The organism is Paenibacillus sp. 2TAB26, from assembly GCF_052115145.1.
Classification (GTDB): Bacteria; Bacillota; Bacilli; order Paenibacillales; family Paenibacillaceae; genus Pristimantibacillus.
In genome coordinates, this window is the sequence record NZ_JBFRGC010000019.1 from 96,803 (window position 1) to 121,243 (window position 24,441).

Sequence of the window (24,441 nt, forward strand, 5' to 3'; positions counted from 1 at the left end):
ACCCCGTAGTTAAGGCCCTCCACAAAGCGGAGGGCCTTTGGCTGTTGTTTAGAAGTTGCGTTGACCTAATTGTTGTTCAGCAATTTGGACGAGCTTCTTCGTAATATATCCACCGATTGAGCCTGCATCACGAGTCGATAAATTACCGTTATAACCATCTTGCGAGAACTGTACACCTAATTGCTGTGCTGCCTCTGTTTTCATTTGAGAAATGGCTTGTCTTGCTTGCGGTACGACTAAAGTATTCGAACTTCTTCTGCTCATGTTTTATCACTCCTTCATGGGATGTAAGGTTATTATGGTTTGTAAATTGTAAATGTATGCAAGTTTAAAAACAGATTTTTCGAAAAAATTACAATGCTTATAAAGATGAGTATAATGAGTATTGCATTGTTGCGGAAAATGGCATTTCATACACAAATAAAAAGCTTAGGAGTGATGGTTTGTGAAAGGTGAGAAAATATATCTGTCTCCATTAGAAATAAAGGATACCGAAGAGCTGCTTGCAATTAGACGAAGGAATTTTCATTTTTTTCAGCCATTTGAGCCTATAAGGCCAGAGCATTATTTTACGGTCGAAGAACAGAAAAAAATGATTGAATCAAGCCTGCAAGCTGCGGCAAATGATCAAGGTTTTGTGTTTGGCGTGTTTCTTAACGAGTCGAATAAGCTTATAGGGAGAATCGAATTATCAGGCATCGCGCGAGGCCCTTTTCAAAATGCGTATCTGGGTTACTTCCTTGATCAAGAGCATAACGGCAAAGGTTATGCGACTGAAGCTGTATCATTATGTGTCCATTTTGCGTTTGATCAAATCGGCTTGCATCGTATTCAAGCTGGAGTCATGCCAAGAAACTTGCCATCGGTTCGAGTGCTTACGAAAGCTGGCTTTAGATACGAAGGACTATCCACCAAATATTTGAAAATTAATGGCGTTTGGGAAGACCATGCGATTTATGCGATTATAACTGAGGATAGGGATGCTGCTCAGTAGAAATCCATCAAATAAAATGGGATTAAAAAGAGAAAATGATCCGCTTAGCCGAACATCATTTTTGGGAAATGTTTCAAATTCGCATAGGGTGTGTATTAGCCTAATAGAATGAATTTAAACAAACAAAGAATGGGGTAGTGATGTTCAATGAAAAAAATGTGTTCACTTATGCTAAGTTTGTTTCTGGTAGTCGTTGTTTTTGCAGGAACAAGTGGAGGAACCACCGCAGAAGCCGCTGTCAAAAAAGAGTATCTTGAAATTTCAAAAAACGTCGTCTATTACGGACAATTGAAAAACGGCAAACCGCATGGAAAGGGAACAATGTCCTGGTACCAAACAAAAACGTATTCAGGTGATTGGGTGGACGGCAAACGAAGCGGGCTTGGTAAATTTGTGAGCAGATCTACAAGCGAAGGCACAGAAATTACATACGATGGCGCTTGGAAAAACGATATTAAATCAGGCAATGGTTCATTGAATACGAAGATTATCCGCTCGGATGGCAGTGTACAATCTCATAAGATCCAATTCGGTCAGTTTACGAATGACAAATTCACAGCAGGATATTCCGTATTGCATGTGAAAGATGAGCCAGCATATAGCTTTAACTACAAAGATGCAACGATGAATCTTCAAGTGATCGGTACGAATGTGAAGATGAAGGAAGCATGGAAAAATGGTACTTTCTCAACCATTCAGTTCATGAAGGGCAAAGTGATGAAGCATTACGCTGTCGCATTCAACGAAAACCCTTCTTTGGTAAAACAGAACAAAGCGACACTTAAATATTTACAAGGCATTCAATCACAAGTAAACACGCATTTGATTAAGTTTGAAAGCTTAGCTAAGCGGGTGCCTTTGGCTTAATGCATAATAGATTTTAAGCGGATGGCTCCTTATTTGAAGGGGCCATCCTTTTTTTAATCTTCCTTCACGTTTGTCAAGTACTACAGAAACATGGTACTAGGTGGATGGTGAGGTGTTGTGTATAGTTAATTTATCCATACAACGCGTGGAAAAGGTACTTCAGGAGGGTGAATAGTTGCTGTGAATACGACATTAATAAGAAATGGTGAGCTGCAATGGAAAGCATCCATCCTGAAGCAGCATGAAACATATGCCTATCAAGCGGCTTATTATTTGCTTGAAGATGAGTTCCTTGCAGCCAAAGCAGCGATGGATACACTTGCAGCATTGATTCGTGATGAAGCTTTTTTTGTTAAGGAAGCCGTGCTTCAGCAGAAGCAATTGAAACAATTGGTTATGAAAATATCGCTGGGCATTAAAGCTTCACACCTGCAAACTTCAATTTAACCAAATAACAATAAACCTCAAACTTATGCTTCACTCTCCTCGTTACTTAATCTAAATCAAATCAATTCTACGCCAAGTCCATTTTGGTTTTTTTCTCTCCCTGCCGTTAAAGCTCATTTTCGTAATCAACTCTGATATGATATAGTTTTTATGTAAGATAAAGACAATTCATGCAGGAGGATGTGGCAGTATGATCATAGACTTGACGCATATGATTCATGACGGAATGCCGGTATTTCCGGGGCACATAGAGACGACTCTGGTGCAAAGCAGTCATTTTCAAAGTGATGGGTACAATAACCACCAATTATCGATTAATATGCATGCAGGCACTCATATCGACGGCCCGATGCACTTATTGGACATTCAGAAATATATGACAGAAACCTCAGTCGAGCAATTTGTTGGAGATGGCGTGCTGCTGGATGTAACTGGAGCTGCAGTAGTCGATTACAAAGAAGAGTACGAAACACGTATTCATGAGGGACAGATCGTTATTTTACATACTGGGCACGGCGATTTTTATGGGAAACCTTATTATTTCAGCGATTATCCGGCTTTGACCGCCGATTTTGTTGATTTGCTTATTCGAAAAAAGGTGAAAATGATCGGTTTAGATACACCTTCGCCTGACCGCTATCCTTTTTCCATTCATAAAAGCTTGTTTGGCAGCAATATTTTTATTATAGAAAATTTAGCGAATGTGAAGCGGCTGATTGGCATTCAAGCCTTTGAAATTATAGCACTGCCGCTCCTTATTCAAGCGGACTCATCCATAGCACGAGTGATCGCACGCGTAAAAGAATAACGATATAACGAGACGTAAAGCAAGCCCAAGCTTTCAACTAAAACGAAGGAGGATGATGTTTTTATGGATATTATTTATCATGGACACTCTTGTATTCAATTGATCGCGGGGGATAAATCGCTTATTATCGATCCCTTTCTGAGAGGCAATCCGCTTGCCACTACGAAAGCGGAGGAGATAAAGACGGATGCCGTACTCCTCACTCATGCTCATATGGACCATATTTTAGATGCGGATCAGATTGCATTAAACAATGATGCTCCTGTTGTGGCGAACCCGGAGCTCGCGGCTTATATGTCATGGAAGGGTGTAAAAACGATCGGCATGAACATTGGCGGAACGTTAGATTTGGGATTTGCCAAAGCTAAAATGGTACAAGCGTTCCATTCCTCAGGGATCGTTGTCGAAGAGGACAAAACCATTTTGTACGGTGGCATGCCTGCCGGTTACATTGTAAATATGGAACAACTAAATGTTCTTCATACAGGTGATACCGCATTATTTGGCGATATGAAAATGATTGGTGACCGTCATTCGATCGATATCGCTTTTATTCCGATTGGCGATCATTATACGATGGGGATAGATGATGCGCTGCAAGCAGCAATATGGTATAACGCGAAGCTGGTTGTACCTGTTCATTACAATACTTTTCCTGTCATTCGCCAAGAGGCTGAAAGCTTCGTGCAGCAGCTGCAAGACAGAGGGATTAACGGAAAAGTTCTGAAACCAGGCGAGAAAATGACGGTATGACTAGGCATGTCATTTACATTGTCACATGTGTTCTTATAATCGTAATGTCAGTGTGTTTTCTTTGGTACGCGCTATGGGATGCGAGTCAGCCCAAAACCGGACCTGTTGGCAACGGCGTTCATATGCCTACTTTCCAAGACTTATGGCCGATATACAGTATGATGGCAATGGGTGTTTTGAATTTGCTTGTGGCCATTATGCGTTATTTGGAATATAAGAAGACACAAGTGAAAGATGATGTAATGAAATAAGGCGTTTGAGAGTAAAAAGGATTGACAGCGATTTCACGTTTTGTGTATGATGTACCTGTTAACGCGTGTTCATAATGTTCAAAATAACATAGAAATAAGTCCTATTTAAGAAATAGGATTTATTTTTTAATTTGTATAAACGCGTGTTCAAAAATGAGGTGCCGTGATACAAGTGAATGCAGATTTTAGAAATTATACTTATATAAGGCGGTAGATATGAGATGGAAGCTGCACAAGAATCCCGAAATAATGAAGAGCTCACATTAGTCAGCATGCTTGAAAAGATCGATGTGAAAACTGGCGAACGCATAGTTTTGGCTGAATTTAATCATTTAATTGAAGCGCCAAACTGGACCAAAGACGGCAACCATCTTATTTATAACAGCGGAGGTTTGCTCTTCACCTTTGAGCTAGCAACTGGGGAAAGCAAGCTGATCGAATCGGGGTATGCCAATCATTGCAACAATGATCATGTTTTGTCACCTGACAATACACAATTAGCGGTAAGCCATCACACGCAGGAAGATGGAAAATCACGAATTTATATATTTTCATTATCTGAAGGTTTGCCTGCCCTAATTACACCGTTAGCACCAAGCTATTTGCACGGCTGGTCTCCTGACGGCGCCTCGCTCGCTTACTGTGCAGAAAGGAATGGTCAGTACAACATTTATACGATACCGGCTCACGGCGGGATTGAAGCACAGCTGACCGATACGCCTGGTCTGGATGATGGACCGGAATATTCGCCGGACGGCCTACATGTTTGGTTCAATTCGACAAGAACTGGCTTGATGCAAGTATGGCGCATGAACGTTGATGGAAGCGAGCAGACTCAAATGACATTTGATGAGAGCAATAATTGGTTTCCACATGTGTCTCCCGATGGTGAATCCGTTGCTTATATTACTTACCGCAAGGGTGATGTTGAGCCGAACGATCATCCTGCCAATAAAGATGTTGAAATTCGTCTAATGCCAAGCAAAGGCGGACCACATGCTGTCATTGCTGAATTATTTGGCGGTCAGGGCACAATCAATGTGAACTCTTGGTCGCCGGATAGCCGCGAGCTCGCTTTTGTTAGCTATAAATTTATATAATTATTTTTGTTTGAAGGAGCGAATCCATACATCATTTAGAACGAATATATGCTTATAGTAGCATGACAATATTCCTGCTCTTCTCACTAACCGTGAAGGAGCGGGATTTTTGTTGTGAAATATTTTTTTTCGACTTCTTACTTCGACAACGTTTTATTATTCATGAAGCTATACTAAACAGGTGCTATTTTATTGACAGCGGAGGGTTGCTCATGACTAATTCGAATTTCAGAAAGCGGATAGTTTGGTTCATTAACAGTGAGAGCGAACGAGTGTTAAGTAATTTGAAGAGCGGGGCAGTTAATAAAGAGAATGCTTTAGGAAGCTTTAATACGCTGTATCAGATCGCTTCATCAACAAGAGATACGGATACGATGGTAAGCTTGTGCGAAATGATTGACAAGGTAAGAGAATCGAATCATCGATCTGGATTATTTCATTTTACTGAGATGCGCAAAGGATCATTTTATTGACTCTATATTGTTTTCATAGGCGATTTCAAAGAAAAGAGACCGATTACGGTCTTTTTTTGTTGATTCAATTATTTCCTGCGGGGTAAGTATTGTTTAAGAATAATCTTACAACGAAGCTGAAGGGAGCACTGAGCATGAATAAACCTACTAAAAAGCTTAATAAATTGCTTTTGATAACGATGATGAGTATAGTTGTTATTTTTACCGCTTCCGCTTGCAATAATGATAAGGATGTTAACAATAATGGCAACAGCAACGTGATTGAAGACGGCGCCAATAACACCCCTGATAAGACGGATGATGCCATAACAAACGATGATGTTACAACACCTTAAATACGCATTTCTAAGTTAAAGTGAACAAAGAGAGAGCCTCTGAAAGAAGGCTCTCTTTGTCTTTCAACTATTTTTTTGATTTTTTCTTTTTTGCTCTCGAAATATAGGATCTCTCGCTTTTATGGCGTTTATGCGAACGGTTTGATCTGTTTTCTTGTTCGCCACCTACTTGATTTTCATCAACATAGCAGTATTGATAAAGGTGTTTTTCACAAGGAACACAGTGATGACGTGTAACAACGTTTACTTGGTGAACTACCTCTACGATTTGTGGATGGAAAACATCTCTGGTAACCGTTACTGGAGGATCATATACCCGGACTGTCGGACAAAATGGTCTGCAAGACAATATTGTCAGCTCCTTTCCTAGTAGTCTTCTATACAATATGAAACTCCCTTATACAATGCGTGTGCTACTGCCTTGCGAGACAAATGAGGATAGAGAAGCGCTAGGTTAATTCAATGGTTCGATCAAAAAAAACTAGAGATTGGACTTCTGATTGAAGTCTGATAATATGGGAGCAAGGCCTCTACTCTTAGAGGCCTATATTTTTATAAGGAGGAAGCAGCAAATGATGCGAATCATCGTCCAAACCTTGCCGCTGCGCAATACGTCTTTAGGGGGTGAAGTATACTATGAACCATAGTCTTCCCTTAGATACCCTTAGAGATCAACTAAGGCTTCAGCTCGTAGTTTTGGGTGAAGAGAAGCAAGCTTTTCTTGATGCGCATGCGCCCAAACAGGAGTCAGAGCGTAAGCAAATCTATCAATTTATTACCGAATATGTACAGTTTGTCGAGAAAGAGCTGAAATCATCGGATGAGCGATTGCCATCAACCGTATTTATAGGCTGCGAGGTTACCATTTCTTATTTGGATGACGCTACCTCAGATACGTTCAAAATTGTTTATCCCCATGACGCAGATCCGGAGCAGAATAACATTTCGTTCCTCTCTCCTGTCGGAAGACAGCTGCTGATGAGCCGCATAGAAGATATTATATCGGTTGAGACGCCAGCTGGAGCTATGCGAATGCGAATGCTTCATATTCAATAGAACTAGAAAAAAACCGCTGAAGCTATAGCTTCAGCGGTTTTTTAGTATATTTTCTATTCTGAGAGGCTTAATTAACCTCTGTTAGTTTGAAGTCTGATCACGTTCCAAGATGCTTTACCGAGCATCGCTTTAACGTTTCCATGATCAGCTTTGGCAGTGCCGCGGTTATGAGGTACGACGTTGCTTGGGTTCGTTTTCGTATTATTTGCTTTCAAGTCATCATGCTCCAGAACGATATGCTCGATAATGCTTACATCGCCGAAGCTGCGCACATCTACATCAAGCTCAAGTCCTTCGGATAAATGACGATTGACGGCGAAAATAGTAATTTCACCTAGTTCCTCATTGAAAACGCTGATTGCTTCTAAATAAGGAACGTCAGTGAAATCCTTGGAATCGTATTTTGGTGATGAAATAATCGGATGAAGCACGGTTCCTCTTCCATAAACGGAAGCGTGAAGATAAGGATAATAGGTCGTTTGCAGCCATAATGGCCCGCCGGTCTCTGTCATTATTGGGGCGATGACATTAATCAACTGAGCGATACATGCCATTTTTACGCGGTCCGCGTGTTTGAGCAGCGTAATCAGGAAACAGCCTACAGCCAGTGCATCCTCAAGTGTATACACATCCTCGAATTCAGGTGGAGCTACTTGCCAAAGCTCTTCTGCTCGGCTTGAGCCTATCGAGTTCCATACATTCCACTCATCAAGCGAGAGCATCAGCTTTTTCTTGCTCCGTTTCTTTGCCTTCATATAATCGCAAATGGCTGTTACGCTGTAAATGAACTGATCCATATCAAGCGATTTTGCCAAGAAGTTGGAGGAATCGTTTTCGTTATTGTTGTAATACGTATGAAGCGATAGGAAGTCCACTTGATCATAGGTAAGGTCAAGCACGGTTGCTTCCCACTCCGCGAAAGTGCTCATGCCGCTAGATGAGCTGCCACAAGCAACAAGCTCGATGGATGGATCGACCCAGCGCATTGCTTTGGCCGTTTCATTCGCAAGTCTTCCATATTCCACAGCAGTTTTTGCCCCGATTTGCCAAGGTCCGTCCATCTCATTCCCTAAGCACCAGGTTTTAAATTTATGAGGCTCTTTATAGCCATGTGAAATGCGAAGATCGCTGTAGTAAGACCCTGATGGATGGTTACAATATTCAACAAGGTTTCTAGCCGCATCAATGCCGCGTGTTCCAAGATTTACAGCCATCATCACTTCTGAGCCGACAAGCTTCGCCCAATCTGCAAATTCGTTTGTTCCTACTTCATTCGTTTCTGTTGTCCACCATGCAAGATCAAGAAGACGTTTGCGCTCGGATTTAGGCCCGACGCCATCCTCCCAATTATAGCCGGATACAAAATTTCCTCCTGGATAACGTATAATTGGCACATTCAAAGAGCGAATGGCCTCCAATGCATCGCCGCGGAAGCCGTTTTCATCTGCGGTAGGATGGCCGGGCTCGTAAATTCCCCCATATACCGCTCTGCCTAAGTGCTCAATGAATGATCCATAGAGCCGTGGGTCGACTGCGGAAAGTGTGAAGTTTTTATCAATATGCATGGTAGATTTCATAGACATGAATAATTTTCCTCCCAGTTGAATTAATGTATTAACTAATTCATATTTGTTGATTTAATATCTAATATTTATCATAATAAATAAATACATTCAATACGATTGTTGTGAATTGCTTTAGGATTAACTAAATTACTAATTGTAAAAGCGGGTGAGTTTCACATGTATTTATCAACCGATGCAGCGTCGCTGCGTGTATACGAAGCGCTTGCGAGCGAAGTGCGCTTGCAAATTATTGATTTGCTGAACAACAAAGAGATGCATATAAAGGAGCTTGCTGCAGAGTTGTATTTGAGCAGCGCAATTGTAAGCACCCATGTCAACAAGCTGCAAAATGCCGGCCTAGTTAGTTATAGAATGCGCAGAATAAATGGAGGCACTTATAAATATTGCTCCTTGTCGGCAGAGTATCTCCAAGTTAAACTGTCTAAATATGCAGAGAGTTCTAGAAAATATAAGGAAGTGTCCATGCCGGTTGGACATTATACGGATATTGAAGCTGCTCCGACCTGCGGCATTGCATCGACGGAGAAGATGATCGGGCATTATGACATGCCCACTTATTTTATGGATCCTGAGCGTGTTCAAGCAGGGATTTTATGGTTCACTAGAGGTTTTGTTGAATACAAAATTCCTAATTATTTATTTAAGGATCAGGTCGTACAGGAAATTGAAATATCATTTGAAATTGGATCAGAGGCACCCTATGTCAATGAGAATTGGCCGTCAGATATTCAATTTACTCTGAATGAGCAAAAGCTTGGCATGTGGACGAGTCCTGGCGACTTCGGCCGGATGAGAGGCCGTTATTCACCAGATTGGTGGCATTCTGACGTTAACCAGTATGGCTTATTAAAGGTGCTTCGAATAAATAAAAAAGGTTCATTTATCGATGGTCAGCAAATTTCTGATATGACGATTGATGATGTATCATGGAATCGTTCGCAGTGGACATTCCGCATAAGGGCGGATGATACGTCGCATGGCCGCGGCGGTCTCACCCTTTATGGAAAAGGCTTCGGGAATTATGACCAAGATATTGTTATTCGCAGCTATTATGAATGATTGCCTTCTTATTTGACAGAAAAAAATGACGGGGATGGCGGAGGTTTACGAATGGAAATTTCATGTCGTGTTGTTATTGTAGATGACGAACTATTAGTCAGGCAGGGAATTAAGCATCTGTTGAATTGGGAGCAGGAGGGCTTCCAGATTGTAGGAGAGGCATCAAATGGAAAAGAGGCGCTTGAGCTGATCGAGCGCGTCGAGCCTCATATTGTGATCACTGATATCGTTATGCCTGTTATGGGCGGAGAAGAGTTAACTCGTGCAATAAAGGCAAGATATCCAGAGATTGAAGTCATCATATTGAGCAGTTATGGTGAGTTTGATTATGTGAGATCGACCTTTCAAAGCGGCGTAGTTGACTATATTTTAAAACCTAAGCTTGAAGCTATTCAGCTATTAGACACGGTGAAACGAACGGCGCAAAAAATTCCGTCTCTGAAGCTAGTGGAATCAACTAACGAGGCTTTATCCATTAAACATATTGTAGAGAAGCTAATCTCCGGTTACGAGATCGATGTGGATGACCACGTCCTTGCAGAAGCATTTCCTCATAACAGCTATCGGCTGATTGGAACAGATTTGAAGTCTCTGAACAGCATGAGCAGGGAAAGATATGATGATTCCTATTGGCTCGACAAAATGAAAGCGGTACTCAGCAGCGAATGTCCGCAGGCGGTTTATTTTGCACTGCCGGTAGAACCTAATATGGCAGCTCTACTCGTCAATATGGATCAAAGCGAGCAGCATAGCTTGGTAAGAGCAGGCAGGGAGCTTGCTGCTTGGTCGGGAGAGCGGCTGAATGAGATTGGATGGACGATCGGTGAGACATTTGATGATTTGAGGCAGCTTGGTTCGAACTACAAGAACAGTTTTCTGAAATTAAACTCCTACCGTTACTTTCTTCCGCCCTCCAATCGTTTGATCGTACATGGCGAACTTCCAAAAACCTCGGATGAAATTGATGTCTTCAACATGAATCAATTTACTGAGCATTTGAACAGACGGCAATTCGATGAAGCGTTTGGCGAGCTGCTCAATTATGTGAATAGCCGTTCAAGCCAATATAAAACCGATGTTTTCGAGTTTAAATCCTTTTTAGGCAATGTCATTTTCAATATAACGATTTTATTGGGGCGCTTAGACCCAGCGATGAAAAAGCTAGATGAAACGAAGTATGCCTATTTCAAATCCATTGGTGAATCTTCTCATGTTAACGAGGCAGCTGCGCTCTTACAAGCATTTATTAACGAAGTGAATGACGTGGTTCAGGTGAGAGGAACAGCAAGCAGCAACCCGAATATGACGCTGCTGCTGCAATTTATTCGGGAGAACTATGCTGAGCCGCTTAGTCTGACGGAGATCGCCAAACATTTTCATTTTAATCCATCGTATTTGTCTAGTTATTTCACAGCGCATAATAAAGAAGGCTTTAGTGAATATTTGAATAAAATCAGAGTGGAGAAAGCGGCTGAGCTGCTGCAGCAAGACGCAGCGTCCATTTCTGAGATTAGCGGCATGGTTGGTTACTCAGATCACAGTTATTTCACGAAAGTATTTAAGAAGCTGACAGGTCTGTCGCCTAGTCATTATAGAAAACAATACATGGGCAAGAAGAGGGATTAGGTTATGAGAGTTTTTTTGGACAAATTTAAATATCACGGCCTATTTATAAAAATGTTTACGGTTACGCTTGTCAGCATCATTGCCGTGTCGCTGCTTACCTCTACCGTCATGATACAAATGTCAGAGAAGCTGTTCATGAATACCTTCAGCATTACAAATTCCAAAATCATCAGTCAAATTAAAGCGAACTTTGAATCCTTCAACTATTCGATCGTCACCGCCTCCAATAATGTGCTGCAAAATGGTTCGATAAAAGGTTTCCTCACAAAGCCGGATAAAAACGCTATTTCGTCGGTTAGCAGTTATTATGAGGCCAGCATGCAAATGAAACGGATTCAGTCCAATGTCGCTGCATACCCCGTCACCATTACGATCACAGGGATTAATGGTAAAAACCATTCGACAGACAGCTATTATTGGCCGAGTTCCTTGGAGAAGCTAAGAAATAGCCGCTTAACCGAGAATACGCTAGTCGCGCCAAAGCGGTTAATCTATCAGTTGGATATTGAGAACATGGTTGATACGTCAGCAGAAGATCCGATTATCGTTGCATCCAGGGCACTTATGGAAAAGACGAGCGCGAAAAAATACGGCATTGTTTATTTTGCAATAAAGGAAAGTGAATTTAAACGGTTTTTTTCAAGCTTCACAAGCAGAGGCAATGATGTCGTTATTTTGGATCGATCTGGTTTGGTCGTTTCGAGCAATCGTCATGAGCTTATAGGAAAACAAGAAGATGCTCTGCTCGGTTACGCCAAAGAAATTGACGAGCAAAAATTAGATTTTAAAGATGTAAGCGTGATGGGGAAAAGCAACTTGGTGCTCTCTCAATATCTGCCCGTTTATGATTTTTATCTCGTTAATTTAATCGACAAGCAAGCAGTGCTCAGCGAGATGGTTGATTTTAAGACTGTCGCGCTTATTTGCATTGCCATTGTTTTCAGTGCACTTATTATCGTATTTCTTATATCAAGAAGATTGACGAAATCGTTGACGATGCTCGCTAGACAAATGTCGCGTATTACGGCCAATCACTTCGATAATTATATTAACGTCACAGGCAGCTATGAGATTAAGCAGCTCGGAAATGCTTACAACTATATGTTGGATGAACTAAATGATTATATAAAGCAGCTGATTCAGACGCAGAAGGACCAGCGCAATGCAGAGCTTTCAGCGCTGCAAATGCAAATTAATCCTCATTTTCTTTATAACACATTAGCATCCGTCAAAATATTAGTGCAGCAGGGCAACAAGGAAAAAGCAGCAGCCACGATCAATTCACTTATTTCATTATTGCAAAATACAGTAAGCAACATCAGCGAAACAATCAGCGTAGCGCAAGAGCTCGTCAATTTAAAACACTACGTTTTCATTAACCATGTTCGTTACGGCGAGCAAATTGTCGTCAATTATTTTGTTTCGAATGATTGTTATGGGTATCATTTACCGAAGCTCATCATCCAGCCATTTATTGAAAATGCCTTTTTTCACGCCTTCCAAGAGCGAAATGACGGACATATTTATGTGCTTTTCTCGCGCGAGGAAAATGCATTAGTGATTGAAGTCGTCGACAATGGGGTTGGCATGAAGGATTATGACCATGAAAATCAGGACAACAGCTCGAGCAGCGGCAGCCATTTTTTCTCTGGAATTGGCATTCGAAACGTTCAAGATCGGATCGTTTTGCTCTATGGAGAGGAATTTGGCGTTGAAATTGTGAGTGATATCGGTGAGGGAACACGGGTGAAAATTAGGATTCCGCTCAAATCCTCCTAAAAAAAATACCAATAAACAAAATAAATCACAATTACATAATAACGATTGGAAAGGTAACAATAGAATGACAAAAGCACACAAATATATTGCTAACGGGTCAATTTATCGAGTTGATATAATTAAAATCGTTAGCCGGCAAACGCTTTCAAATAAGTATCCAAGGGGTTGAATGAATTGAAAAAACTACTTGCAATTATGTTGGCCAGCTTCGTACTGCTGACCGCATGTTCTAGTAAAGAAAACAATGTTCCTAACAATGGCGGTACACCTGCTGAGGGGACGAAGGAAATTACAGTATGGGCGTGGGATAAAGCTTTTAACATCGGTGCTATGGAGCGCGCAAGCGAAGCCTACAAAGCAAAAAATCCGGATTCCACTCTAAAAGTTAACATCGTTGAAAATGCGCAAGCGGATATTATTCAAAAATTGAATGCTGGTTTGAACGCAGGTACAACAAAAAGCTTGCCAACAATCGTGTTGATTGAAGATTACCGTGCACAAAGCTTCTTGCAAGCTTACCCAGAAGCATTTTTCGAATTAACAGATTTCATTAAGCCAGGCGATTTTGCCGATTACAAAATCGGGCCAACTAGCCTAGATGGCAAGCAATACGGCGTACCATTTGATACGGGCGCTGCAGGCTTGTACGTAAGAAAAGACTACTTAGAAGAAGCAGGCTATAAGCTAGCTGACCTTCAAGATATTGACTGGAAGAAGTTTATCGAGATCGGTAAAGCTGTGAAAGCCAAAACAGGCAAAGCACTTCTTACACAAGATCCGAATGACCTTGGACTCATTCGCATGATGATCCAATCTGCTGGCTCATGGTATTTGAAGGAAGACGGTACTACACCTAACTTAGCAGGCAACGAAGCGCTTAAAGAAGCTTTTGAAACATACAAAGAAATTATGAACGCTGACATCGTGAAGGTTATTTCTGACTGGAGCCAATTTGTTGGTGGATTCAATAGCGGTGATGTAGCAACGATCCCTACCGGCAACTGGATTACAGCTTCCGTTAAGGCTGAAGCATCACAGTCCGGCAAATGGGCAGTCGTGCCATTCCCTAAACTAACGAACAACCCGAATTCCGTAAATGCTTCTAACCTTGGCGGCAGCTCATGGTATGTCATGAACGTTGACGGCAAAGAAGCAGCGGCAGAATTCTTGAAACAAACATTTGGTTCGGATGTAGATCTTTATCAGAAGCTTGTAACAGAGATTGGCGCAATCGGTACACTTAAAGCAGCAGCTGCTGGCGATGCGTACAAGCAATCGGATGAATTTTTCGGCGGACAAAAGGTCATTGAAGATTTCGCTAAATGGACAGAAAAAATTCCAAAAGTGAACTACGGCATGCACACGTACGCGATTGAAGATATTCTCGTTGTAGAAATGCAAAATTTCTTAGGCGGCAAAACAATCGATAAAGTGTTAAGCGATGCTCAAGCACAAGCAGAAACGCAAGTTAAATAAATCAGAGCATACGGCAAGTGAATAAAACCTGGGGCTTCTCCTACTCCTGATTCGCATGTTCGGCTTCCGGCAGCAGGAGCTGGAGGAGTCTAAAGGTTTTATTTTTTCCGTAAAGAAAGGGGTTAGGCTAACGTGAAAGCAGCGAGGCCTGGCGTGAGTATTCGCACGAGAGCCAACTTAACTGGATGGATGTTCGTTATACTAGCCGTCATTATGATTGCGGCATTCTATTTCTATCCGATGATTCAAGCGCTCATTTTATCGTTTAAATCCGGTAAAGGTATGAATTTATCTTTTACAGGATTTGATAACTACGTTCGGCTTTTCAGCGATAAAACGTTTTTGACTGCCGTTAAAAACACATTTATTTATTTGATTATCCAAGTACCCGTTATGATTGTTTTGGCTATGTTTATTTCTGTATTACTAAATGACAGCAAGCTGAAATTTAAAGGTTTTTTCCGTACGGCAATATTTTTACCGGCCGTTACCTCACTCGTTGCTTATTCCGTTATTTTTAAATACTTATTTGCTACAGACGGATTGGTCAATAAAATGCTGACTAATCTCCATTTGGTCTCGACACCGATTCAATGGATCACGGACCCTTTCTGGGCGAAAATAACAGTTATCATTGCAATCACATGGCGCTGGACTGGCTATAATATGATTTTCTACTTGTCCGCGCTTCAAAATATTGATCACTCGATTTATGAGGCAGCAAAAATTGATGGCGCCTCCTCTACGAGACAGTTTTTTGGCATTACGGTGCCATTGCTTAAACCGATCATATTGTTTACATCCATTACTTCAACGATCGGAACCTTGCAGTTGTTTGATGAAGTTGTCAATATTACGAAGGGTGGACCAGGCAATGCGTCGATGTCCATTTCGCAATATATTTACAATTTGTCATTCAAGTATTCGTCCGATTTCGGCTATGCTGCAACCGTGTCGTATTCCATCGTCATCATGATCATCATATTGGCATTTGTACAGTTTAAAGCGGCAGGTGATAAAAATGGATAAATTAAAACGCATCTTTGTTTATATTTTTCTAAGTGTCGCTGCGTTCGTGTCCATCTTTCCATTTCTTTGGATGATTATCAGCGCTACGAATAAGTCGGCTGACGTAACGAAGGGAAGATTGCTTCCCGGCAGCCAGCTGTTTGAAAATTTAAGTCAGTTATTTGAGACGGTAGATATTGTTCCTGCATTATTGAATTCGGCAAAAATATCGGTCACAACAACCATATTGGCCATGGTTATTGCCTCACTCGCTGGTTATGGCTTTGAGATTTATAAGAGCAAAGCAAAGGATGTTGTATTTAACATCCTGCTGTTATCCATGATGATTCCTTTTGCGGCTATCATGGTGCCGTTGTATCAAATGTTTGCAGGCATATCGCAAGCGGTTCCCTTTCTCGGCATAGACACGTTGTCTGGTGTAGTCCTTCCGACCTTTACCACAGCGTTTCTTATTTTCTTCTTCCGTCAGAACACGAAGATGTTTCCGCGGGAGCTGCTGGAGGCGGGCCGAATTGATGGGCTTAACGAAATCAGTCTTTTCTTCCGAATCTTCATGCCTACAATGAAAACGACCTATGCAGCGGCAGGAATCATTACGTTCATGTCGAGCTGGAACAACTACTTATGGCCGCTCATTGTATTGCAATCGCCGGAGAAGAAAACAATTCCGATGCTCATATCCAATCTAGGATCGAGCTATTCACCGGATTACGGCATTATTATGACAGCGATCGTTATATCTACGATTCCAACTGCGCTGGTGTTCTTCCTAATGCAGAAGCATTTCGTAGCAGGGATGACGGGTTCAGTAAAATAAGCATAATCAGAGTCAGGCGGGCTGCTTGTTTCACCGCAGCCCGCCTGACTTTTAAATCCATTTAAGGGGAAAATAAAATGAATGAAATGAAACCGACGATAAATTGGCTTACCGATTTAAGCGTATTTGCTGTGAACCGGCTGCCAGCACATTCTGATCATCGCTATTACGAAACAATAGAGGAAGCAGCCGCTGATGACCAAATGGCACTTCGCTATGATCTAAACGGAAGCTGGAAATTCAGCTATGCCGTGAAACCGGAGGATCGTCCAGAGCGATTCTACCAATTGGATTATGTTTGCGATAGCTGGGGAGATATTAACGTGCCGGGACATATCCAAATGCAGGGTTACGGCAAACCTCAATATGTAAACACGATGTATCCTTGGGACGGTCATCATGATATTCGTCCGCCAGCTATTCCGGAGGATCATAACCCTGTCGGCAGCTATGTTAAATATTTTAAGGTACCAGCTAATATGCAGCAAAAACCAGTCTACATTTCGTTTCAAGGTGTGGAGTCAGCGTTTTATGTATGGTTGAACGGTGAATTTGTTGGATACAGCGAGGACAGCTTTACGCCAGCGGAGTTTGATCTATCGCCTTATTTGGTGGATGGCGAAAACAAGCTTGCGGTTGAAGTTTATCAGCGCAGTACGGGCAGCTGGCTGGAAGATCAGGACTTCTGGCGTTTCTCAGGCATTTTCCGTGATGTTTATTTGTATTCCGTTCCAAGTATCCACGTCCGTGACCTATTTGTACATGCAGATTTAAATGATGACTATACTACTGGCAGTATTCAAGCAGATATGAAACTCGAAGGGCAGCAGCCATCGAGAATAAGGATGGAACTAAAGGATGCAGACGGTTTAACTGTTGCGACGGTTTCATCTGATTCGGTCGAAGGTACATCCTTATCCCTTTCATTTGATGCAGGTGTAGTGATCCCTTGGAGTGCAGAAAAGCCTTATTTGTATATGCTTTATATTACGGCTTATGATCAAGCAGGTCATCTCATTGAAGCGATTCCTCAAAGGGTTGGCTTCCRCAAATTTGAAATGATCAATAAAATCATGCATCTAAATGGCAAGCGTATCGTATTTAAGGGCGTTAACCGCCATGAATTCAATAGCCGCAAAGGAAGAGCGATTTCGAAGGATGATATGCTTTGGGATATTGCAACGCTCAAGCGCAACAATCTGAATGCGGTGAGAACCTCTCATTATCCGAATCAATCGTTATGGTATGAGCTATGTGATATTTATGGCGTATATGTCATCGATGAGATGAATTTGGAGACGCATGGCTCGTGGCAAAAAATGGGCGCAGTTGAGCCTTCGTGGAACATCCCGGAAAACAAGCCGGAATGGCAGCCTATCGTTATGGACCGTGCGATTTCCATGGTTGAACGCGATAAGAACCATCCATCTATTCTCATTTGGTCAGTAGGCAATGAAGCCTATGCAGGCGAGGTGCTCTTGAACGTATCGAATTATTTCCGCGAGACGGACCCTAGCCGTTTAGTTCATTATGAAGGTGTATTCCATAACCGCAAATATAACGACACAAGCGACATGGAGAGCCGGATGTATGCTAAGCCCGCTGATATCGAAGAGTATTTGAACGATGACCCGCAAAAGCCATATATTAGCTGTGAATATATGCATGCCATGGGCAACTCAGTAGGTGGAATGCATAAATACACGGAGCTTGAACAAAAGTATCCGATGTATAAAGGCGGCTTCATTTGGGACTATATTGACCAGGTAATCGTGAAGAAGGACCGCTATGGTAAAGAGTTTCTTGCTTACGGCGGTGACTTCGATGATCGCGCGACGGATTATAACTTCTGTACGAATGGTATTGTTTATGCAGATCGCAAGGAATCACCGAAAATGCAGGAAGTAAAATTTCTTTATCAGAACTTGAAGCTTATTCCTGATCGCCATGGCGTGACGATTAAAAATGAGAATTTGTTCGAGGGTACGGATGCATATGATTTAGTTGTTTGCCTCCATCTTGAAGGAAAAGAAATATTCCGCAGTACATTATTAGTTGATGTGGCAGCACAAAGTGAATCATATGTGAAGCTTGAGCTTCCTGAGGCAGCGGAGCAAGGGGAATATGTACTGCATGCATCGCTCACATTGAAAGAAGATCATTTATGGGCACAAGCGGGCTATGAGATTTCCTTCGGACAATTTGTGTTTTTAGTGGATAATCGTGTGGAGGCCGTGAATCCGGAAGGTTCGCCTCGAGTTGTCGAAGGTGATGTTAACATTGGCATGCATGGTCGCGATTTCAGCATCATGTTCTCGAAGCAGGCAGGCACGCTCACATCGGTCAATTATGCGGGAAGAGAGATGATTGCTATCCCGCCGGCGCCTTTATTCTGGCGTGCAACAACGGATAACGATAAAGGCTTCTCGCTTGGCTTCGATTCCGGTGTATGGTTTGCGGCAAGCCTGACACATAAATGTACTCAAGTTGAATTTACCGAGCAGTCTGGAAGTGCAACCGTTACCTTCCAGTACAAGTTGAGCATTAGTTCGGAAGTGCTTGTCACCGTAGCGTATACCGTGTTCGCAGACGGCAGCTTGAACGTCAAATCCCGCTACAAAGGAGCGGAAGGGCTGCCGAAGCTGCCAATATTCGCATTATCATTCAAGGTTCCCGCAGATTATAGCCATTTGGATTGGTATGCCATGGGGCCGGAAGAGAACTACATTGACCGGGCATTTGGCGCAAAGCTTTGTGAGTTCAGCAACAATGCCGCAGACAATGTATCCGGCTATGTCGTGCCGCAAGAATCAGGTAATCGCACGGGCGTTCGCCGTGTAAATATTACGAATGATTATGGTCGCGGCATTCGAATTACAGCGCCTGCAGCGCAGCCGGTAGAATGCAATATTTCGCCTTATACAGCATTTGAGCTTGAAAGTGCCAGCCATCATTACGAGCTGCCGAACGTGCATTATACGGTAGTTACTGTAGCCGGCAGACAAATGGGTGTTGGCGGTGACGACAGCTGGGGTGCGCCAGTCCATGACGAATATCTCATTCCAGCAAATCAAGAGCTGGCGTTTGAATTCAATATTCACCGCGTATAAGTTATGTTTATGAACAAGATTATGTAAAATGAAGTGAGGCTGTCCCCAATGTAGATCATTCTACTTCAGGGGCAGCCTCTATTTATTTTTCCTGCCGGTACTTGGAAGGACTGCAGCCTTCACTCCCTTTGAATGCACGGCTGAAAGCATGAATGTTCGAATAGCCGAGCTGCTCAGCGATATCCTGCATCGGCAAATAAGTAAACTGAATCATCATTTTAGCTTTTTCAATACGGATCTGCTGATGATATTGAATCGGTGTTTGCTGAAACAGGTTTTTGAACAAATGGATCAAATGGAATTTGCTTATATGGAATCGCTCAGACAGCTCATCCAGCTTGATGCAGCGGTGCACGTTATGCTCGATGTATGAACGAACATCCGTAAGCAGCCCCAGCTGTCCATCACTTTTCGTTTTGCTGCCCCAATATTGCTCTCTCATGATGAGGGACAGAATCGCCAGCAAACAGCCTTTGATACGGATCTCATAAAAGGGAGGTTTCGTTTCGAATTCGCGAATCAATTCGAAGAGCGATTGTTCCAAAGGAAATGGGTCTCCAAGGCGAAAATGAGTAGGCATAAGAAACGGTGATGCGGATAGCTCATTATCACGAAACCAGCCCTTCTCCTTCGTATTCATCTGATGGAGCGGTTTAAAGGAAACGCCAACATCTTGGCTGTCAGGCTGAACATACAGATCAAAATGAACATGGGGCTGGCGGACTCTCGTTCCGCCAATATTTTGAATAGCGTGTCTTTGCCCGGGCTTAAAGAAGAAGCAGTCTCCAGCCTTTCCGTGATAGACAACATCCTCCACGGTTACGAGCATTTGACCCTCCATGAGGTATAGCAGTTCATAATCCCAAATAACCCGCTCATCCATCTTCCACGTAGGCTCCAGCACACTGTCCATAGCCACCCGAATATAGGGGGACAGTTTATCGACCTGCATATCGATCACCTCAGCAATTTATGATAAACAACTTAACAATAAAAGGTAAGGGATAATCATATCTATCATTATATAATAGGCTCGATAATAAACAATAATTGATACATGAGGTGATGGACTATGCTGCAGCAGCACGGACTAGGATTTGGTTTATCCTCCGCTCCGCTCGTCACGAATGCGCGTACCCGATCCATTTCAGCAGAAAATGTGAATGGTGAGAAGGGGCAAGGCGGTAAAGAAGCGAGCAACTTGGGCATTGGAAGAAAAGGCAGGCCTGCCATAACACTGGGTCAAGGTGAAGAAGTGACGCTTGCCCATATTCAAGGGACGGGAGTAATTCAACATTTCTGGATTACTGTCGCGGACAAAACAGGCAGAGGGCATGCGGCACAATACGTGCTTCGTGATCTTATTCTGCGCATGTACTGGGATGATGAGACGAGCCCATCGGTGGACGTTCCGCTCGGTGATTTTTTCTGCAATGGCTTCGGTGTGCGAACCAACGTTCATTCCCTTCCAATTGCTGTCGTTCCGACGGGCGGCATGAACTGTTATATTCCAATGCCGTTCCGGAAATCGGCGAAAATCACGATTGTAAATCAGCATGCTGCTAACATAGATGGTTTTTTCTATACGTTTAATTATTCGCTCGTTGATGAGCTGCCAGAGAATGCAGCGTATTTTCACGCGCAGTGGCGCCGTGAGAAAGTGACGGAAATAGGCAAAGACTATACGATTCTGGATAATGTCAAAGGTGCAGGACAATATATCGGCACATACCTTGCATGGGCCGCACTCGAGCGGAACTGGTGGGGAGAAGGCGAGATCAAATTTTATATGGATGGCGATCAAGATTGGCCTACGATTTGTGGAACGGGCACGGAGGATTATGTGGGAGGCGCATGGTGCTTCAGCAATACACGGACAAATGAACCCGAATCGTATTCCACGGCGTATTTGGGCTATAAGTTTTACAAGGAAACGACGGAGGTCGACCCTTGGTATGGTCATAATGTATCCATGCACGGCATGTACCGCTGGCATCTGCCCGATCCGATTCGATTTGAAAATGATCTGCGTGTGACGATTCAGCAAATCGGTCACGACCATACGAAGCTGTTCGAACGCTCCGACGACATTTCATCCGTAGCCTATTGGTATCAGATGGAGCCGCATGCCCCATTTCCTCAGCTGCCCCCGGCTAATGAGCGATGGCCGAGGTAAGCATAAGGCAGTGAATACATTCGTGATAACAATAGAATAGAAGTCCATGATATGATAGGGAGAACGTCGTATTTTACAAAAGAAAGGAGTTATTCGAATATGTACGAGCATCTCGTATCATTTAAGTTTAAAGAGAAGCTTTCTAGCACCAAAGAACAAGAGCTGCTGAGCGCTCTTTATTCCTTGCAAACAGAAGTTCCAGGCATCATTGAATTGACTGCAGGCTGTAATGCAACGACAGAAACGGATAATATTCAAGGTTACACACTGGGCTTGCGAGTTACCTTTAAGGATCAGCAGTCTTTGCTCGACTACGGTCCACATCCTGCACATCAGCATTTTGTAGGTTTGCTGGACGGGCTGCTTGATAACGTAATCGTTGTTGATTATCCTATCTTGAATAAACCGATCAACTAGATGTCGAATCTGAAGCAGGCAGGGTGAGCATATGGCTGAAAAGGAAGAGCTGGTTCGGTTTGGCGTGTCCTTTCCGGCACCGCTGATTGATCAATTTGATCGATATACAGACGAACTTGGCTATCATAATCGATCGGAAGCCATTCGTGATTTGGTTAGGCGAGCCTTGCTTGAGCCAACCCGAATGAACGGTCAGGAGCAGGTTGCAGGTACAATTGTTCTCGTATATGATCACCATGTCAGTGATTTACCCGTTGTTCTGATGGAGGTGCAGCATCGCTTTCATCACGATATTATTTCCAACATGCATGTCCACTTAAACCATGATCAATGCTTGGAGGTCATCGTCGTGAGAGGACAGCTGTCGCGCCTGCGGTCGCTGCATCAGCAGATTCAAGCACAGAAGGGCGTCATTTATGCCGAGCTCTCCGTTACTTATGCGGATAAACATGATTCTGCCAAAGAGCATACTCATACTTGAGATCGGAAGCTGTTATATTTGAATCTATTAATAGGATTGTACAATTAAGAGGATTTCTAACATGTCGACGCTGTCGATGTTAGGTCCTCTTTTTTTTCTGGCGTTTTTTGAGCGAATTTTGAAGAAAAAGGATGAAACTCTATCAAAGTCGTGTTACACTATCACATAATCGTGTTACTTAATGTAACGCCACAGGAGGGGTTGGGTTGAAAACTATCGTTTCAGCTATCACTTATGCAATCATTGTTGTATTCATCATCACAGGATGCAGCGGCGTGAAGCCGGCAGACACTACTGCCAAAACAGATGAGCTAATTGTTGCGGTAGGATCAGAGCCGGACACCGGTTTTGATCCGATTAAGGGCTGGGGACGGTACGGCTCTCCGCTGTTCCAAAGTACACTGCTTAAACGAGATGATGATTTGAATATTGTGAAGGATTTGGCTGCTGACTATCACGTAAGCGAGGATGGCAAGTCGTGGACGGTCAAGCTGCGGGAGGATGTCGTATTCTCCGACGGAAAGCCGTTAACCTCAGAGGATGTGAAGTTTACATTCGATACAGCTGCCAGCAATGGAGCTGCGATTGATCTCACTAATTTAGCAAACGTAGAAGCAGGAAATAACGAAGTTGTGTTTCATTTAAAGAAACCGCAATCGACATTTGTTTATTATCTTATAACGACAGGTATTGTACCTAAACATGCTTATTCGAGCAGTTATGCGGAAAACCCGATCGGCTCAGGTCCGTTTACATTCGTACAATGGGATCGCGGACAGCAGCTAATCGTAAAGGCAAACGCAAACTATTACGGAGACAAGCCGTATTTTCAGAAGCTGACTTTCTTATTTTTAAATGAAGACGGCGCATTCGCGGCGGCAAAGGCTGGAAGCGTTGATCTTGCTTATATACCGTCCACGTTTAGCAAACAAAAGGTTGCTGGCATGCGGATTGAAGCAGTAAAAACAGTAGATAACCGCGGAATAGCATTCCCCTATGTCAAAGCTGGCGGCAAAACGGAAGAAGGTTATCCCATTGGAAATGATGTAACCGCAGATAAAGCAATACGCCTGGCTATCAATACAGTAATTGATCGTCAGCAGCTGGTCGATGGCATTTTGGACGGACATGGCTCACCTGCCTATACAGCGAATGATGGTCTTCCATGGTGGAATGATGAGACGAAGGTCAAGGATAATGATGCTGCTGCAGCCGCAAAAATATTAGCGGATGGAGGCTGGGTGGACAGCGATGGTGATGGTATCGTCGAAAAAGGGATGTTAAAAGCACAGTTTACACTTCTGTATCCTTCAGGTGACGTTACACGGCAATCGTTAGCGCTGGCTGCGGCGGAAATGGTGAAAGCTGCCGGCATTCACATTTTAGTTGAAGGTAAAAGCTGGGACGAGCTTGAGAAGCTGATGCATTCGAATGCTATGCTGCTAGGCTGGGGAAGTCATGACCCGCTCGAAATGTACAATCTATACAGCAGCACATTTGGTGGCGTTGACTATTACAATACGGGTTATTACAGCAACCAGACCGTGGATCAGCTGTTTGAACAAGCATTGGACGCACGTACGGAGGAAGAAGCACAGGCCTATTGGAAAAAAGCGCAATGGGATGGACAAACGGGACTGAGTGCAAAAGGCGATGCTCCATGGGCATGGCTCGTAAATATTGATCATTTGTTTCTCGTGAAGGACAAGCTTAATATCGGAAAGCAGCGTATTCAGCCGCATGGTCACGGATGGCCTGTAACGGACAATATTGAGAGCTGGCGCTGGGAAGAGTAACGGGC

The 24,441-nt window shown here is 43.0% G+C and carries 24 protein-coding genes; 21 read left to right on the forward strand and 3 right to left on the reverse strand.

Translation table 11 applies throughout. From position 1 onward, the window contains the following. Positions 1-48: 48 nt before the first annotated feature. Entirely contained in the window at positions 49-264 is a 216-nt protein-coding gene (locus AB4Z50_RS21720) for an alpha/beta-type small acid-soluble spore protein (RefSeq protein ID WP_339208485.1), read from the reverse strand. 181 nt (positions 265-445) lie between these two features. On the opposite strand from AB4Z50_RS21720, the gene AB4Z50_RS21725 reads away from it, so the two are divergent. From AB4Z50_RS21725 to AB4Z50_RS21770, 10 genes are all read left to right on the forward strand, one after another. Beyond that, positions 446-994, forward strand: coding sequence for a GNAT family N-acetyltransferase (locus tag AB4Z50_RS21725; RefSeq protein ID WP_441882040.1), 549 nt, complete (start codon positions 446-448; stop codon positions 992-994). A 147-nt stretch (positions 995-1,141) separates the two neighbouring features. Further along, a complete protein-coding gene (locus AB4Z50_RS21730) occupies positions 1,142-1,861 on the forward strand; it encodes a hypothetical protein (protein ID WP_441882043.1) in 720 nt (239 codons plus the stop codon). Between the two features lie 180 nt (positions 1,862-2,041). Continuing rightward, positions 2,042-2,308, forward strand: coding sequence for a hypothetical protein (locus AB4Z50_RS21735; RefSeq protein WP_441882046.1), 267 nt, complete (start codon positions 2,042-2,044; stop codon positions 2,306-2,308). 190 nt (positions 2,309-2,498) lie between these two features. After that, positions 2,499-3,116 carry a cyclase family protein gene (locus AB4Z50_RS21740; protein WP_441882049.1) on the forward strand — a complete coding sequence of 206 codons (618 nt, stop codon included), beginning with the start codon at positions 2,499-2,501 and terminating at the stop codon, positions 3,114-3,116. Between the two features lie 63 nt (positions 3,117-3,179). Next, the gene (locus tag AB4Z50_RS21745; RefSeq protein WP_339208493.1) at positions 3,180-3,869 is read left to right on the forward strand and encodes a metal-dependent hydrolase; all 690 of its coding nucleotides are present in this window, start codon (positions 3,180-3,182) and stop codon (positions 3,867-3,869) included. A 44-nt stretch (positions 3,870-3,913) separates the two neighbouring features. Next, positions 3,914-4,120 carry a hypothetical protein gene (locus AB4Z50_RS21750; protein WP_441882052.1) on the forward strand — a complete coding sequence of 69 codons (207 nt, stop codon included), beginning with the start codon at positions 3,914-3,916 and terminating at the stop codon, positions 4,118-4,120. Between the two features lie 221 nt (positions 4,121-4,341). Beyond that, a complete protein-coding gene (locus tag AB4Z50_RS21755; RefSeq protein ID WP_441882055.1) occupies positions 4,342-5,220 on the forward strand; it encodes a TolB family protein in 879 nt (292 codons plus the stop codon). A 212-nt stretch (positions 5,221-5,432) separates the two neighbouring features. Beyond that, complete coding sequence (locus AB4Z50_RS21760) at positions 5,433-5,693, forward strand: hypothetical protein (RefSeq protein ID WP_076270117.1); 261 nt, start codon at positions 5,433-5,435, stop codon at positions 5,691-5,693. 134 nt (positions 5,694-5,827) lie between these two features. Continuing rightward, complete coding sequence (locus tag AB4Z50_RS21765) at positions 5,828-6,028, forward strand: hypothetical protein (RefSeq protein WP_441882058.1); 201 nt, start codon at positions 5,828-5,830, stop codon at positions 6,026-6,028. A 636-nt stretch (positions 6,029-6,664) separates the two neighbouring features. After that, positions 6,665-7,084, forward strand: coding sequence for a GreA/GreB family elongation factor (locus tag AB4Z50_RS21770; protein WP_076270114.1), 420 nt, complete (start codon positions 6,665-6,667; stop codon positions 7,082-7,084). 71 nt (positions 7,085-7,155) lie between these two features. Here AB4Z50_RS21770 and arfA read toward each other — a convergent pair whose 3' ends face one another. Next, positions 7,156-8,667: an arabinosylfuranosidase ArfA gene (gene arfA, locus AB4Z50_RS21775; protein ID WP_441882061.1), complete on the reverse strand. Its 1,512-nt coding sequence runs from the start codon at positions 8,665-8,667 to the stop codon at positions 7,156-7,158. Between the two features lie 159 nt (positions 8,668-8,826). On the opposite strand from arfA, the gene AB4Z50_RS21780 reads away from it, so the two are divergent. The 7 genes from AB4Z50_RS21780 to AB4Z50_RS21810 all read left to right on the forward strand — a co-directional run bounded on the left by AB4Z50_RS21780 (position 8,827) and on the right by AB4Z50_RS21810 (position 19,566). Continuing rightward, positions 8,827-9,729 carry an ArsR/SmtB family transcription factor gene (locus AB4Z50_RS21780; RefSeq protein ID WP_441882064.1) on the forward strand — a complete coding sequence of 301 codons (903 nt, stop codon included), beginning with the start codon at positions 8,827-8,829 and terminating at the stop codon, positions 9,727-9,729. Positions 9,730-9,780: 51 nt separating this feature from the next. Beyond that, entirely contained in the window at positions 9,781-11,355 is a 1,575-nt protein-coding gene (locus tag AB4Z50_RS21785) for a response regulator transcription factor (RefSeq protein WP_441882067.1), read from the forward strand. A gap of 3 nt (positions 11,356-11,358) precedes the next feature. After that, a complete protein-coding gene (locus AB4Z50_RS21790) occupies positions 11,359-13,134 on the forward strand; it encodes a sensor histidine kinase (RefSeq protein ID WP_441882070.1) in 1,776 nt (591 codons plus the stop codon). 174 nt (positions 13,135-13,308) lie between these two features. After that, complete coding sequence (locus AB4Z50_RS21795) at positions 13,309-14,610, forward strand: ABC transporter substrate-binding protein (protein WP_441882073.1); 1,302 nt, start codon at positions 13,309-13,311, stop codon at positions 14,608-14,610. 189 nt (positions 14,611-14,799) lie between these two features. After that, positions 14,800-15,639, forward strand: coding sequence for a carbohydrate ABC transporter permease (locus AB4Z50_RS21800; protein WP_372239025.1), 840 nt, complete (start codon positions 14,800-14,802; stop codon positions 15,637-15,639). Then, on the forward strand, positions 15,632-16,456 hold the full coding sequence (locus AB4Z50_RS21805) for a carbohydrate ABC transporter permease (RefSeq protein ID WP_076270107.1): 825 nt from the start codon (positions 15,632-15,634) through the stop codon (positions 16,454-16,456). Before AB4Z50_RS21800 ends, AB4Z50_RS21805 begins: the two co-directional genes overlap by 8 nt. Positions 16,457-16,533: 77 nt before the next feature. Beyond that, positions 16,534-19,566 carry a glycoside hydrolase family 2 TIM barrel-domain containing protein gene (locus AB4Z50_RS21810; protein WP_441882076.1) on the forward strand — a complete coding sequence of 1,011 codons (3,033 nt, stop codon included), beginning with the start codon at positions 16,534-16,536 and terminating at the stop codon, positions 19,564-19,566. A gap of 82 nt (positions 19,567-19,648) precedes the next feature. On the opposite strand, the gene AB4Z50_RS21815 is transcribed toward AB4Z50_RS21810, so the two are convergent. Continuing rightward, on the reverse strand, positions 19,649-20,518 hold the full coding sequence (locus tag AB4Z50_RS21815; RefSeq protein ID WP_441882079.1) for a helix-turn-helix domain-containing protein: 870 nt from the start codon (positions 20,516-20,518) through the stop codon (positions 19,649-19,651). A gap of 120 nt (positions 20,519-20,638) precedes the next feature. Here AB4Z50_RS21815 and AB4Z50_RS21820 point away from each other — a divergent pair, with 120 nt between their 5' ends. From AB4Z50_RS21820 to AB4Z50_RS21835, 4 genes are all read left to right on the forward strand, one after another. Next, a complete protein-coding gene (locus tag AB4Z50_RS21820; protein ID WP_441882082.1) occupies positions 20,639-21,742 on the forward strand; it encodes a glycoside hydrolase family 172 protein in 1,104 nt (367 codons plus the stop codon). A gap of 99 nt (positions 21,743-21,841) precedes the next feature. Beyond that, entirely contained in the window at positions 21,842-22,159 is a 318-nt protein-coding gene (locus AB4Z50_RS21825; RefSeq protein WP_083682390.1) for a Dabb family protein, read from the forward strand. Between the two features lie 31 nt (positions 22,160-22,190). Next, on the forward strand, positions 22,191-22,640 hold the full coding sequence (gene nikR / locus AB4Z50_RS21830; RefSeq protein ID WP_441882085.1) for a nickel-responsive transcriptional regulator NikR: 450 nt from the start codon (positions 22,191-22,193) through the stop codon (positions 22,638-22,640). A gap of 254 nt (positions 22,641-22,894) precedes the next feature. After that, complete coding sequence (locus AB4Z50_RS21835; protein ID WP_441882209.1) at positions 22,895-24,436, forward strand: ABC transporter substrate-binding protein; 1,542 nt, start codon at positions 22,895-22,897, stop codon at positions 24,434-24,436. Positions 24,437-24,441: the final 5 nt, after the last annotated feature.

Excerpts from the sequence above, each read along its gene's own strand:
- AB4Z50_RS21815 (WP_441882079.1), bottom strand. The coding sequence starts at position 20,518 with ATGCAGGTCGATAAACTGTCCCCCTATATTCGGGTGGCTATGGACAGT.
- AB4Z50_RS21780 (WP_441882064.1), top strand. The coding sequence starts at position 8,827 with ATGTATTTATCAACCGATGCAGCGTCGCTGCGTGTATACGAAGCGCTT.
- AB4Z50_RS21740 (WP_441882049.1), top strand. The coding sequence starts at position 2,499 with ATGATCATAGACTTGACGCATATGATTCATGACGGAATGCCGGTATTT.
- AB4Z50_RS21730 (WP_441882043.1), top strand. The coding sequence starts at position 1,142 with ATGAAAAAAATGTGTTCACTTATGCTAAGTTTGTTTCTGGTAGTCGTT.
- AB4Z50_RS21770 (WP_076270114.1), top strand. The coding sequence starts at position 6,665 with ATGAACCATAGTCTTCCCTTAGATACCCTTAGAGATCAACTAAGGCTT.
- AB4Z50_RS21760 (WP_076270117.1), top strand. The coding sequence starts at position 5,433 with ATGACTAATTCGAATTTCAGAAAGCGGATAGTTTGGTTCATTAACAGT.
- AB4Z50_RS21785 (WP_441882067.1), top strand. The coding sequence starts at position 9,781 with ATGGAAATTTCATGTCGTGTTGTTATTGTAGATGACGAACTATTAGTC.
- nikR (WP_441882085.1), top strand. The coding sequence starts at position 22,191 with ATGGCTGAAAAGGAAGAGCTGGTTCGGTTTGGCGTGTCCTTTCCGGCA.
- AB4Z50_RS21745 (WP_339208493.1), top strand. The coding sequence starts at position 3,180 with ATGGATATTATTTATCATGGACACTCTTGTATTCAATTGATCGCGGGG.
- AB4Z50_RS21820 (WP_441882082.1), top strand. The coding sequence starts at position 20,639 with ATGCTGCAGCAGCACGGACTAGGATTTGGTTTATCCTCCGCTCCGCTC.
- AB4Z50_RS21790 (WP_441882070.1), top strand. The coding sequence starts at position 11,359 with ATGAGAGTTTTTTTGGACAAATTTAAATATCACGGCCTATTTATAAAA.
- AB4Z50_RS21825 (WP_083682390.1), top strand. The coding sequence starts at position 21,842 with ATGTACGAGCATCTCGTATCATTTAAGTTTAAAGAGAAGCTTTCTAGC.
- arfA (WP_441882061.1), bottom strand. The coding sequence starts at position 8,667 with ATGTCTATGAAATCTACCATGCATATTGATAAAAACTTCACACTTTCC.
- AB4Z50_RS21765 (WP_441882058.1), top strand. The coding sequence starts at position 5,828 with ATGAATAAACCTACTAAAAAGCTTAATAAATTGCTTTTGATAACGATG.
- AB4Z50_RS21800 (WP_372239025.1), top strand. The coding sequence starts at position 14,800 with ATGTTCGTTATACTAGCCGTCATTATGATTGCGGCATTCTATTTCTAT.
- AB4Z50_RS21720 (WP_339208485.1), bottom strand. The coding sequence starts at position 264 with ATGAGCAGAAGAAGTTCGAATACTTTAGTCGTACCGCAAGCAAGACAA.
- AB4Z50_RS21755 (WP_441882055.1), top strand. The coding sequence starts at position 4,342 with ATGGAAGCTGCACAAGAATCCCGAAATAATGAAGAGCTCACATTAGTC.
- AB4Z50_RS21805 (WP_076270107.1), top strand. The coding sequence starts at position 15,632 with ATGGATAAATTAAAACGCATCTTTGTTTATATTTTTCTAAGTGTCGCT.
- AB4Z50_RS21750 (WP_441882052.1), top strand. The coding sequence starts at position 3,914 with ATGTCAGTGTGTTTTCTTTGGTACGCGCTATGGGATGCGAGTCAGCCC.